The sequence below is a fragment of the Agrobacterium sp. FDAARGOS_525 genome (assembly GCF_003938925.1).
Classification (GTDB): domain Bacteria; phylum Pseudomonadota; class Alphaproteobacteria; order Rhizobiales; family Rhizobiaceae; genus Agrobacterium; species Agrobacterium pusense.
Map to the genome: position 1 here is coordinate 1,152,615 of NZ_RKIU01000004.1, position 12,386 is coordinate 1,165,000.

Below are 12,386 nucleotides of genomic sequence, written 5' to 3' on the forward strand. Positions count from 1 at the left end.
TTTTTTTTGCTTAGAGAGCATATGATGACCTATCCATGGCCTGACGAGGGCGCAAAGCTTGATGCCATTTCGACGCCAATGCCGGTGATCGACGAAGACCGGCTTGCCGCCAATATAAAGAAAGCGCAGGCCTATCTCGACAGTCATGGCAAGGCCTTCCGGCCGCATATCAAGACACACAAGATACCGGCCATCGCCCGACAGCAGCTTCAGGCTGGCGCCATAGGCATCAATTGCCAGAAAGTTAGCGAAGCGGAGGTTTTCGCAGACGCCGGTTTTGACGATATCCTGATTACCTACAATATTCTTGGTGCCGCGAAACTGTCGCGGTTGAAAGCGCTGAATGCCCGTATAGCTCAGCTGAGCGTCGTTGCTGATAGCGACGTGACGGTTGCCGGCCTCGCTGCCACGTTTGATGAGGGGCGGCCGCTCGCCGTGCTCGTTGAATGTGATACAGGCGGAAAGCGTTGCGGTGTGCAGACACCGGAGGCGGCAGCGGCACTTGCTGAGAAAATCGTCGCCGCGCCGGGACTTATTTTCAAGGGTATCTTGACCTATCCGGCACCGGGCGGAGCTGAAAAGGTGGAAAGCTTCCTGCGCGACACCATGGCGCTGCTTGCGGCAAAAGGCGTGGACTGCCCGGTTCGTTCCAGCGGCGGCTCGCCGGACTTCTATGCAGCGCATCTCGTCCCCTCTGCAACCGAACACCGGGCAGGCACCTATGTCTATAATGACCGGGCGATGTTGCGTGCCGGCCATTGCACGGCCGATGATCTGGCAATGCATGTTCTCGCTACCGTTGTCTCGCGGCCTGCAGCGGACCGCGCCGTGCTTGATTGCGGCTCCAAGGCTTTGACCTCCGATCTCCTCGGCTTCAACGATTATGGGCTGATCGAAGGCCATGAAGGCGCAAAAATCATCTCACTCTCTGAAGAACACGCGGTTGTCGATCTTTCCGGCTGCACGTCCGGCGGTCCCCGGATCGGCGATGTCGTCAGGGTCGTGCCGAACCATACATGCGTCGTCAGCAACCTTTTCGACAGGATGGTGTTCCATCGAAACGGCGTTGTTACCCGCGTCGAAGAGGTCGCTGCACGCGGTACGGTCTGGTAATGTTACCCGGCTAATTAACTTGAGGAAACGAGCTCAGCCCGCAGGCAGCTCCGGCAACGAGACCCCATAAATGCGCATATTCACGGCGTCGCTCGCCACCGAAACCAACACGTTTTCACCTGTTCCCACGGATATGGATGCCTTTCGTGCGGCTTTCTATGCCGGGCCGGGTGAACATCCGGACACGCCGACGCTATGCTCCTCGCCGGTCCCTATTCTGCGGCGCCGCGGCAAGGCGGAAGGGTTCACGGTCATCGAGGGCACGTCCTGCTGGGCGGAGCCTGCCGGCCTCATCCAGCGCCAGACGTATGAAACACTGCGAGACACCATTCTTTCGGAGCTCCGGGCAGCCCTGCCGGTCGATGCTGTGGTTCTTGGCCTGCATGGCGCCATGGTGGCGCAGGGCTATGACGATCCTGAAGGGGATTTCCTGTCGCGGATGCGGGCAATGGTGGGCCCGGACGTCTTGATTGCGGCGGAGTTCGATCCCCATAGCCATCTCACGGCATTAAGGGTTGAAAGCCTGGATATCATGGCGACGTTCCTGGAATTTCCCCATACCGATTTTGAGGAACGCGGCGAACATGTCGTCGAAATGGCGTTGCGTACTCTGCGCGGCGAAATCAGGCCCGTCATCTCGACTTTCGATTGCCGAATGATCACCATTTATCCGACCAGCCGTGAGCCGATGCGTTCTTATGTGGACCGGCTGAAGGCGATGGAGGGCAAAGACGGTATTCTCTCCATCTCCGTTATTCATGGATTCATGGCAGGTGATGTACCGGACATGGGCACACGCATCGTCGTTGTTACGGATGACGACAGGACCAAAGGGGACGCGCTGGCCGAAAAGCTGGGCCGTGAACTTTATGCCATGCGCAGGCTGACCGCCATGCCGATGCTGGATACGGAAGCTGGTCTCGACCAGGCCGTTGCCATTCACAGCGAAAATTGGCAAAGGCCGGTGGTGGTTTCGGATATATGGGACAATCCCGGCGGCGGTGTCGCGGGTGACGCGACCCACATTCTGCGCCGCATGGTAGAGCGCGGCATGGACAGGATCGGCGTTGCGACGATCTGGGATCCCATCGCAGTGTCTTTTTGCCATGCAGCGGGGGAGGGCGCAGAGCTCGATCTTCGCATCGGTGGAAAATCCAGTCCGCAGGGCGGCGATCCGCTGGATTTCCGAGTAAAGGTCATGCGCACCGTCGAGACCGGCTGGCAGAGTTTCCGTAATAGTCGCGTTACGCTCGGCCGCGCCGCCGTTGTCCGGCCGCTCGGCACCGAAATCGACATCATTCTCATCACCAGTCGAACGCAAACTTATGAGCCGGATATCTTTTCCAATCTCGGAATTGATTTCGCGAAAAAAGACGTGTTGCTCGTCAAGTCGACCAACCATTTTCACGCGGGTTTTGCGCCGATCGCTTCAGAGATCGTCTATATCGCGGCCCCGACCTCCTATCCCACCGACCCGGCAAAAACACCTTACCGCAAGGCAAGCCTTGGCCTATGGCCACGGGTTGCCGACCCGCTCGGTCTCGATTGAGGGAAGCAGCTTAGACCTGATCAAACGTCACGACGAAGAAACGACCATCCTCTTCCATGCTCTTCACCGCAAATCCGGCGCCGCGCTCCAGCAAGAGGCTGTCGCGTCGCTGCAAATGCACCGTTTGGCCGGCTGATGAGACGCTGACGGGGTCAACGGCAAAGATTATTGTCGCCGTTGACCCCGTCGACTGGACAGTGAGTGTGGTGCGGTGTCTTTCGACGCGATGCGAATATTGCTCGCGACGGGACATGACATTGAGATCGACGATGGGACCATCTGCCAAAACGGCGTCCACCGGAACATCCGCGGCGAAGGGCAGGGGATCGCTTGCCATCGTCAACGCCACCGGCTCGCGTGCGTCGATGCTGAGGCTCATGCCTTTCCCTTCGAGGATGCAAAGGGTGCGATCAACTCCGGGAAATATGGAAAAAGGCCCGTCTTGCGCAACGTTCGCCATGCTGATGCGCCAGTCGAAATCCGCCATCGAGGCTTTTGCGGGATGAACGATGATCTCCGTCGTTACACCGCCGCCGTTTTTCCAGGGCATTGATGTATAGGCGGTGTTTTCTAGGTGTCTCATCTTCTGCATTCCCTGGTTGTTTGTCTGGACGATGGCACTATTTATCGCGGTCGCCAGCGATACGTTGTTCAAGCTTTTTTTGCGCGGCGCGTAGATCAACACTTTTTCCGGCGAGTTTTTCGATCGCCGCGACCACAAGATCACGCGCAACGTAGTCCGACTTGTGTCCGAGATTCCTCACAACGATCAAGCTCGACCCGTCAATAGCGCGTGCAAGCTGGCGGGAATGAATTTCCGGTGAAACAACACTGTCGGTGTCGCCGGTTATAATGACGGTCGGCGCCTTGATTTTGGAGTAGTTCGGTGAGGCGCTCCGCGCCCATGTGTTCAGCGCGGCGACTTCCTGCGCGTTATGGCGAAAAGCCTGCGGTCTCAACGCCCCCCATGCGCGCGTTGCCTCCACATAGCCAGGAGGACGATGATTGGGGGCGAAAACCCCGCGCGTCGCCCGGTCGAGCGCAAGGAAACCCACGGGCGGTGCGACGAAGATCGAAAAAAGCGGGCCTGTCACCCGGGCGCTTGCCGCCGTGTAATACCAGGCGATGCCTCCAGGCCAAGGGTAAACCGCCGGAGAAAGAAACACCAGGCCCGACACCATCTCCGGGTGGCGAAGCGCGAATGCCGCGGTAATGGCTCCGCCAAAGGAGTGGCCGACGATGATGGCCTTGCGGATGCCGCGCTTTTTCATCAGTTGAGCCACGGCGTCGGCCTGTCCGTCGGGCAGGATATTATCTTTGCCGCCGATGTCGGAACTGCCATGGCCCGGCCTGTCGACGAACAGAAGTTTTGCGCGACCGCGGAATTTGTCCGCAAAGGACAACAGCGGGTCGTAGAGACTTGCGCTCGCGCCATGCAGGAAGACGATCGGTGGCAGCTCTGCCTGCTCTTGCGGTTCCAGCAACAGGCTGTTGAGCTTATATCCGCCAACATCGATTCTTACCGGCACAGGCTCTTGGGCCTGGGAGGATGCAGGAACGGTCAAAGAAAAAGCCGGAAAAATTGCACCAACCAAAAAGCTGAAGGCAAGTGAAATACGCCGTGGTGCCATGCTGTCTTCCGCACTCCATTAAAGCTTGCCGCGCCGTTATAGACGCTAAAAATGATCGGCTATGACCGACCAACAGCTAACAACGAGAAAATCGAACCGGAAGTTTCAGTCAAAGGAGCGTTGGGTAATGCCCTGAGGCTTTGCCGACGCAAGGTCGGAATGCCGCGCGGCGATGGACCGCGCGGCACGCTCATCAATTGCCGAGAATACCGGGCAGACGCAGCCCCTGCTCCTTGGCGCATTCCACGGCAATCTCGTAACCTGCATCGGCATGGCGCATGACGCCGGTTGCCGGATCATTCCACAGAACACGCTCGATCCGACGCGCGGCGTCGTCGGTGCCATCGCAGCAGATGACCATGCCGGAATGCTGGGAAAAGCCCATGCCAACACCGCCGCCGTGATGCAGCGATACCCAGGTTGCACCGGATGCAGTGTTAAGCAGTGCGTTAAGCAGCGGCCAGTCCGATACGGCATCGGAACCGTCCTTCATGGATTCGGTCTCGCGGTTGGGCGAGGCGACGGAGCCAGAATCGAGATGGTCGCGGCCGATCACGATGGGCGCCTTCAGCTCACCGTTCCTGACCATTTCATTAAAGGCAAGCCCGAGACGATGGCGGTCGCCGAGCCCCACCCAGCAAATGCGGGCAGGCAGGCCCTGAAACGCGATGCGTTCGCGCGCCATATCCAGCCAGTTGTGCAGGTGTTTGTTGTCGGGCAGTAGTTCCTTCACCTTGGCGTCGGTCTTGTAGATGTCCTCCGGGTCACCGGAAAGTGCCGCCCAGCGGAACGGCCCGATGCCTCGGCAAAACAGCGGGCGAATATAGGCCGGCACGAAGCCGGGGAAAGCGAAGGCGTTTTCCAGCCCTTCGTCCTTTGCGACCTGGCGGATATTATTGCCGTAATCAAGCGTCGGAACGCCGGCATTCCAGAAATCGACCATGGCCTGGACGTGAACTTTCATGGAGGCGCGAGCGGCAGCGGCAACGGCCTGTGGATCACTCTCCTGTTTGGCGCGCCATTCGGCCACGCTCCAGCCGGCAGGCAGATAACCATGGATCGGATCGTGCGCCGAGGTCTGGTCGGTCACGATATCGGGCCGGATGCCGCGACGGAAAAGTTCCGGGAATATCTCCGCTGCGTTGCCGATCAGGCCGACGGACTTGGCCTCGCCGGCCTTCGTCCATTGATCGATCAGCGCCAGCGCCTCATCAAGTGTATGCGCCTTCGCATCAACATAACGGGTGCGCAGACGGAAATCGACGCGGGTTTCATCGCATTCGACGGCAAGGCAGCAGGCGCCGGCCATGACGGCGGCGAGCGGCTGCGCGCCGCCCATACCACCGAGACCGCCGGTCAAGATCCATTTGCCCCTGAGATTACCGCCATAATGCTGGCGGCCAGCCTCCACGAAGGTTTCGTACGTTCCCTGCACGATGCCCTGCGTGCCGATGTAAATCCACGAACCCGCGGTCATCTGGCCGTACATGGCCAGGCCCTTCTTATCCAGCTCGTTGAAATGATCCCAGGTGGCCCAATGCGGCACCAGATTCGAATTGGCGATCAGCACGCGCGGCGCATCCTTGTGGGTGCGGAAGACGCCGACCGGCTTGCCGGACTGCACGATCAGGGTCTCGTCCTCGTTCAAATCCTTCAGCGTCGCGACGATGCGGTCGAAATCGTCCCATGTGCGGGCGGCGCGGCCGATGCCGCCATAAACCACCAGCTCATGCGGTCGCTCGGCAACATCAGGGTCGAGATTGTTCATCAGCATGCGCAGCGGCGCTTCCGTCATCCAGCTTTTGGCATTGAGCTCGGTGCCCTGCGGTGCGCGAACGTCGCGAATATTATGGCGCGGATTGTTCATAAGATTTCCCCTTATCGTTTCGTGTCGAGCGCAAATTCTTCCATGCGCGTGAGAATCGTCTTGAGATGCTGGCGAAGGCGTTCGGCTTTGCCCGCGTCATAGGCAAAAGGCGGCACCTCGCTTTGCAGATGCGTGGATTGTGCCAGCTCCATCTGGATTGCGTGCACACCTTTCTGCGGCCTGCCATAATGGCGCGTCGTCCAGCCACCCTTGAAGCGGCCGTTCAGAACGCTGTCGTAACCTTGCGCGGCGGCGGTGGCCTCAACGGCGATGTGTTCGATGGCGGGATCACAGGTTCTGCCCATATCCGTGCCGATGTTGAAATCCGGCAGCCTGCCTTCAAAGAGGAAGGGGATGTGCGAACGGATCGAATGACAATCATAGAGAATGGCGATCCCATGGATGCCCTTGATCCGCTCGATCTCGGCCGCAAGAGCTGCATGATAGGGCGCGTGGAAGGTTTCCAGACGGTCCGCAATGTCATCCGGCGTGGGTTCCTGCCCTTCATTCCAGATAGGCTTGCCGTCGAAATCGGTGTCCGGAACCAGCCCGGTCGTGTTCTGGCCCGGATAAAGGCTCACCCCGGCCGGGTCGCGGTTGGCGTCGATGACATAACGATGGAACGTCGCCCTCACGGTTGTCGCGTTTTCCAGAAGCCCGGCATAAAGCTCATGGATGTGCCAGTCCGTATCGGCCAGAATTTTGCCGTTGTCGTTGAGGCGGCTCCAAATCTCCGCCGGAACATCCGTGCCGGTGTGAGGCAGACCGAGTATGATCGGCGAAGTGCCTTGGTGAAGGGCAAAGGGAGTCTTCATCGATTGCCTCTCTTTTCCGTGGGTTTAGCCCCTGCAAGAACAGAGTTGGCGAAGGTTAAAACGTGCCTCATCTCAAGCCTCCAGCTTCGGCAGGATGCCGTCCGAAATCGTGGCGACCAACGCACCGGAGGCGATCAACTCCGCCGCCGCCTTGAGATCCGGCGCCATATAACGGTCTTCCTCCAGCGAAGGGATTGCGGCCCGTAGCACGGCAATGGCCTTTTGCAGTTCCGGGCTGGTTTTCAGCGGCCCGCGCAGTTCCACGCCCTGAACAGCTGAAAGCGCCTCGATCCCGAGGATGGCGAATAGATTGTCGGTCATCTGCAAAAGTCGCCGCGCTCCGTGGCAGGCCATGGAGACATGGTCTTCCTGGTTGGCCGAGGTTGGCGTCGAATCCACCGAGGCTGGATGTGCCATCTGCTTGTTCTCGCTCATCAGCGCTGCGGACGTGACTTCGGCGATCATGAGCCCGGAATTCAGCCCCGGCTTTTTGGAAAGGAAAGCGGGCAGGCCATAAGAAAGCGCCGGATCGACCAGTAGCGCGACACGGCGTTGGGCGATGGCCCCGATCTCGCAAATCGCGAGCGCCGTCTGGTCGGCGGCGAAGGCCACCGGTTCGGCATGGAAATTGCCGCCGGACACGACGGAATTGTCAGAAAGCACCAGAGGATTGTCGGTCACCGCATTGGCTTCGATTTCCAGCGTGCGGGCCACCTGCCGCAGGAGGTCAAGGCAGGCGCCATCCACCTGCGGCTGGCAGCGGATGCAATAGGGATCCTGCACCCGCTCATCGCCTTCGATGTGGCTGATGCGGATTTCGGAGCCGTCGAGCAGCCTGCGAAGCGCAGATCCCGCGTCGATCTGCCCCTTGTGGCCCCGCAGGCTGTGAATATCCGGGTGAAATGGAGCGGAAGACCCCATGGCGGCGTCCGTGGAAAGTGCGCCGGTAATCAGCGCAGCCTGTGCGGCGCGATGGGCGCGAAAAAGCCCGGCAAGCGCCAGTGCGGTGGAGGTTTGCGTGCCATTGATCAGGGCAAGCCCTTCCTTGGCGGCGAGAACCACCGGCGTCAGCCCGGCTTTCGTCAGCGCCTGGCCGGCGGGCAGCAGAGCGCCCTGATAAAAAGCCTCACCCTCGCCCATCATTACCGCCGCCATATGGGCAAGCGGCGCGAGATCGCCGGAAGCGCCCACGGAACCCTTTTCGGGAATGACGGGAATAACGCCCTGTTCCAGCATGGCCTCGATCAGCCGCACCAGTTCCAGCCGCACGCCGGAAGCGCCGCGGCCAAGCGAAATCAGCTTCAGCGCCATGATCAGCCGAACCACATTTTCAGGAAGCGGCGCGCCTACCCCGCAGCAATGCGACAGGATGAGATTGCGCTGCAGCGTTGCCACGTCGGCTGCATCGATCTTGATGGAGGCAAGTTTTCCGAAACCGGTATTGATGCCATAGACGGGGGCATTACCCGCGGCAATCTCGGCAATGCGGGCAGCCGCCTTTTCGATGCCGGCGTCGAACGAGCGGTCCAGCTTCGCGGAGCCGTTGTTCCAGTAGATGCCGGCCAGGTCGGCCAGGGCCACGTTGCCGGGGTGAAGCGTAATGGTCGTCATGGTCATGGAGAAACCTTCTGTCCCTTGAATATGCGGGCATGGAGCGGATTGAAACCGATGCGATAGACAAGCTCGGCCGGGCGTTCGATATCCCAGATTGCAAGATCAGCGGATTTCCCGGCCTCCAGCGTGCCGGTTTCCGCAAGCAGGCCAAGCGCCTTGGCGGCATTGCGCGTTGTCGCTGCCAGGCATTCCTCCACGGTCATGCGGAAAAGCGTTGCACCCATGTTCATGGTCAAAAGCAGGGAAGTGAGCGGTGAGGTGCCTGGATTGCAGTCGGTGGCGAGGGCGATTGTCGCGCCTGCATCGCGCAATGCCTGCATCGGCGGAGCCTGTTTTTCACGAAGCGCATAAAAGGCGCCGGGCAAGAGTACGGCCACCGTTCCCGCCTTGGCCAGTGCTCTGGCGCCTGATTCATCCAGATATTCCAGATGATCGGCGGAAAGCCCGCCGCAGGAGGCGGCAAGCGCTGCGCCACCCAGGTTGGAAAGCTGCTCGGCATGCAGCTTGACGGGCAGACCAAGCTGCCGCGCCTTTTCAAAAACGCGTGCTATCTCTTCGACGGAGAATGCGATGCCTTCGCAGAAGCCGTCCACCGCATCGACCAGCCCTTCCGCCTGTGCCTTTTCCAGCCCGGGCAAAACGACATCGGTGATATAGTCACCGTTCCTACCCTTATATTCAGCGGGAGTCGCATGGGCGGCCAGATAGCTGGTGACGATCCGCACCGGCCGCAGCGTCTCCAGCCTGCGGGCAACACGCAGCATTTTCAATTCGGTATCTATATCGAGGCCGTAACCGGATTTGATTTCGATCGTCGAGACGCCCTCGGAAAGAAGCGTATCGAGACGGGGCAGCGCTTGCGCTATCAAGACATCCTCCGAAACCGCGCGTGTGTCACGCACGGAGGACACGATGCCGCCACCCGCCTTGGCGATCTCTTCATAAGTCGCGCCATTCAACCGCATTTCGAATTCCATGGCGCGGTTGCCGCCAAAGACCAGATGGGTGTGGCAATCTATCAGAGCGGGAGTGATCCAGCGCCCGTCGCAATCAGTGATTTCCTCCGCGGCGGCGAGATAAGCGGGCAGATCGCTCTCCGGGCCAGCAAATGCGATGCGACCGCTGCTGACGGCGATCACGCCTTTTTCGATTGCGCCGATGCCTTCCCTCAATGGATCGAAGGTGGCCAGCCGGGCATTACGCCACAAGGCCGTTGCGTTTCCCATCGCCGCTCCCTTTGCAGATTTGTTCCCGGGCATTGCTTTTCGCCTTTCCTTTATGGCGTAAATGTATATACATAATAATCGGCTTGGCAAGCCGCATTTTCTGTCCGAAATGGCCTTGCCCGATGTCGTAACAAGAGGAGAGGGTGGTATGACGGCAATTCACGCAGGTGCGGCACTTCTCAGCGGCGGGTGGGCGCAGGATGTCCGTATCGTCTGTAATGGCGGGGTTGTTTCATCGGTCGAAAGCGGTGTTTCTCCCGAGCGGCAGGATGAACGCCATGCCGTCATCGTTTCGGCCATGCCCAATCTTCACAGCCACGCCTTCCAGAGGGCCATGGCTGGACTTGCCGAAATCCGCGGGCCTGCCGACGACAGTTTCTGGAGCTGGCGCACGGTCATGTATAAATTCGCCCTCTCCATGACGCCTGACCATGTCGAGGCCGTTGCTGCACAGCTTTATATGGAAATGCTGGAGGCCGGTTTCGGCAGGGTCGGAGAATTCCATTACCTGCACAATGACAGGGACGGTTCACATTACGGAAATATCGCCGAAATGGCGGAGCGTATAGGCGCTGCCGCTGCCCAAACGGGTATAGGCCTGACATTGCTGCCGGTCTTTTACGCGCATTCCGGTTTCGGCGGTCAGCCGCCAATCGACGGGCAGAAACGTTTCATCCATTCAATTGACAGTTACGAGAAGCTGATGCAGGGCGCACAGGCTGTCGTCAAATCCCTTCCGGGTGCGGCGCTTGGCATCGCGCCGCACAGCCTGCGCGCTGTGACCGGTGATGAGCTTGCGGCCATCGTGCCGCTCGCAAAGGACGGGCCGATCCATATTCACGTGGCGGAACAGATCAAAGAGGTCGAGGACTCCCTCGCTTTTTCCGGTGCGCGGCCAGTGGAATGGCTTCTCGGGAACGCGCCGGTCGATAAGCGCTGGTGCCTCATACACGCCACGCATATGACGCAAGCGGAGATACGCCGTATGGCACGGAGCGGCGCGGTTGCGGGCCTCTGCCCTGTCACGGAGGCCAATCTCGGCGACGGTGTCTTCCACGCTCCGGATTTTCTCGCGGAAGACGGACATTTCGGTGTCGGATCCGACTCCAATATTCTCATCTCGGTTTCTGAAGAGCTGCGCACGCTGGAATATTCCCAACGTCTGTCTCGGCGCGCGCGTAATGTCATTGCCGATGCGGGCAGTTCCACCGGGGAAAAACTTTTCCAGGCGGCGCTGGAAGGCGGCGGCGGGGCACTCATGTCAGAAAGTAGAATCGAAAAGGGAAAGAGCGCCGATCTTGTCGCGCTCGATATTTCGGCCGTGCCCTATCTTCCCGCGTCGAAGATCCTCGATCAATGGTTATTTGTAGGCAATGTCCGTGTCGATACCGTTTGGGTCCGTGGCGAAAAACAGGTGCAGGAGGGTCAGCATATCCGGCGCCGGGAAATATCGGATCGTTTCAACCAGGTCATGGCCGAACTTCTTAATAGCTGATATGGGCTCGGCGAGAACGAGAAAGAGCCCGTGCGGAAAGGTATCACGGACGTGACAAAGGCATCGGCCGGACAGACCCTGCACCAGACGATCCTCAGCGATATAGAGGGGCGGATCGTCTCGGGGGAATGGCCGCCCGGTTACAGGCTGCCGTTCGAGGTCGATCTTGCCACCCATTATGACTGCTCGCGCATGACAGTGAACAAGGTCATGAGTCAGCTCGCCAAGGCGGGTTTGATCGAGCGACGCAAGAAATCCGGCAGTTTCGTTCGTCAACCGCAGATCCAGTCGGCAGTTCTCGAAATTCACGACATCAGGGCCGAGGTTGAATCCCTCGGTCTTGATTACGGCTTCAAGGTTCTGAAATGCACGCAGCGTACGGCAACGAAAGACGACCGTACACGGCTTGACATGGCAGCTGGCGCGCCGCTGCTGGATATCGTCTGTCTTCACTTCGCGGGCGAGCGGGAATTCTGTATCGAGCAGCGCCTTGTCAACCTCGTAACGGTGCCGGAGGCTGCAGAAGCCGATTTCGGCGGCGTTGCGCCCGGCCCGTGGCTGCTCGGCCATGTTCCGTGGAGCAATGCCGAACACCGTATCAGTGCCGAAACGCCGTCGAAAGAGATTGCGCGCCTGCTGGCCATATCTGAAAAGCAGGCCTGCCTCGTCGTGGAGCGCCGGACGTGGAGCAATTCCGGCGCCGTCACCTATGTGCGGTTCACCTATCCCGGAAATGCGCACGCTCTTGTCGCCCGTTTCAGCCCGTCCGCGGATTGATTGTAAGGCTTAACCCCTCTTATTGCGAACATGAAACCCCATATAGGCGAGGCATGCTATGCTTCCGGCAAAGTCGTGCTGGAATCATTAATCGTTGGTAATTAATACGATAAATTGTAAACTACCTTTTATAATCAATAGCTTGACTGATTTTTTTAGAATTCGCATTTTCGGCTGTTGACTTGTTCGGTGGGGTTCTCTTATAAGTCCGCTCACTGAACGAGGGCGGCGGCGCTGCTGGCGACGAAGTCTTTCGTTCTAAATAAATCAAGGAATGAGCTGGTTGCTTGTTTGGTTTC

10 protein-coding genes are annotated in these 12,386 nt (G+C 59.2%); 4 read left to right on the forward strand and 6 right to left on the reverse strand.

Annotated elements, in window-relative coordinates; all coding sequences use genetic code 11:
* Nucleotides 1-24: 24 nt before the first annotated feature.
* Complete coding sequence (locus tag EGT36_RS21715) at nt 25-1,113, forward strand: D-TA family PLP-dependent enzyme (RefSeq protein ID WP_125271439.1); 1,089 nt, start codon at nt 25-27, stop codon at nt 1,111-1,113.
* Nucleotides 1,114-1,183: 70 nt separating this feature from the next.
* The gene (locus EGT36_RS21720) at nt 1,184-2,662 is read left to right on the forward strand and encodes a M81 family metallopeptidase (protein ID WP_125271068.1); all 1,479 of its coding nucleotides are present in this window, start codon (nt 1,184-1,186) and stop codon (nt 2,660-2,662) included.
* A 10-nt stretch (nt 2,663-2,672) separates the two neighbouring features.
* Here EGT36_RS21720 and EGT36_RS21725 read toward each other — a convergent pair whose 3' ends face one another.
* The 6 genes from EGT36_RS21725 to hutI all read right to left on the reverse strand — a co-directional run bounded on the left by EGT36_RS21725 (nt 2,673) and on the right by hutI (nt 9,848).
* Nucleotides 2,673-3,245 (reverse strand): HutD/Ves family protein, encoded by a 573-nt coding sequence (locus EGT36_RS21725; RefSeq protein WP_037090674.1) that lies wholly within the window; start codon nt 3,243-3,245, stop codon nt 2,673-2,675.
* Nucleotides 3,246-3,282: 37 nt separating this feature from the next.
* Entirely contained in the window at nt 3,283-4,293 is a 1,011-nt protein-coding gene (locus EGT36_RS21730) for an alpha/beta fold hydrolase (protein WP_037090364.1), read from the reverse strand.
* Nucleotides 4,294-4,486: 193 nt separating this feature from the next.
* Nucleotides 4,487-6,160, reverse strand: coding sequence for a urocanate hydratase (hutU, locus tag EGT36_RS21735; protein WP_003584890.1), 1,674 nt, complete (start codon nt 6,158-6,160; stop codon nt 4,487-4,489).
* 11 nt (nt 6,161-6,171) lie between these two features.
* The gene (gene hutG / locus EGT36_RS21740) at nt 6,172-6,975 is read right to left on the reverse strand and encodes an N-formylglutamate deformylase (RefSeq protein ID WP_037090360.1); all 804 of its coding nucleotides are present in this window, start codon (nt 6,973-6,975) and stop codon (nt 6,172-6,174) included.
* Between the two features lie 72 nt (nt 6,976-7,047).
* On the reverse strand, nt 7,048-8,592 hold the full coding sequence (hutH, locus tag EGT36_RS21745; RefSeq protein WP_037090358.1) for a histidine ammonia-lyase: 1,545 nt from the start codon (nt 8,590-8,592) through the stop codon (nt 7,048-7,050).
* The gene (hutI, locus tag EGT36_RS21750; protein ID WP_037090356.1) at nt 8,589-9,848 is read right to left on the reverse strand and encodes an imidazolonepropionase; all 1,260 of its coding nucleotides are present in this window, start codon (nt 9,846-9,848) and stop codon (nt 8,589-8,591) included. Before hutI ends, hutH begins: the two co-directional genes overlap by 4 nt.
* Before the next feature lie 115 nt (nt 9,849-9,963).
* Between hutI and EGT36_RS21755 the strand changes: the two genes are divergently transcribed.
* Both EGT36_RS21755 and hutC read left to right on the forward strand, forming a co-directional pair.
* Complete coding sequence (locus EGT36_RS21755; protein ID WP_125271069.1) at nt 9,964-11,310, forward strand: formimidoylglutamate deiminase; 1,347 nt, start codon at nt 9,964-9,966, stop codon at nt 11,308-11,310.
* Between the two features lie 51 nt (nt 11,311-11,361).
* Nucleotides 11,362-12,087 (forward strand): histidine utilization transcriptional repressor HutC, encoded by a 726-nt coding sequence (hutC, locus tag EGT36_RS21760; protein ID WP_034500326.1) that lies wholly within the window; start codon nt 11,362-11,364, stop codon nt 12,085-12,087.
* The last annotated feature ends 299 nt before the right edge of the window (nt 12,088-12,386 follow it).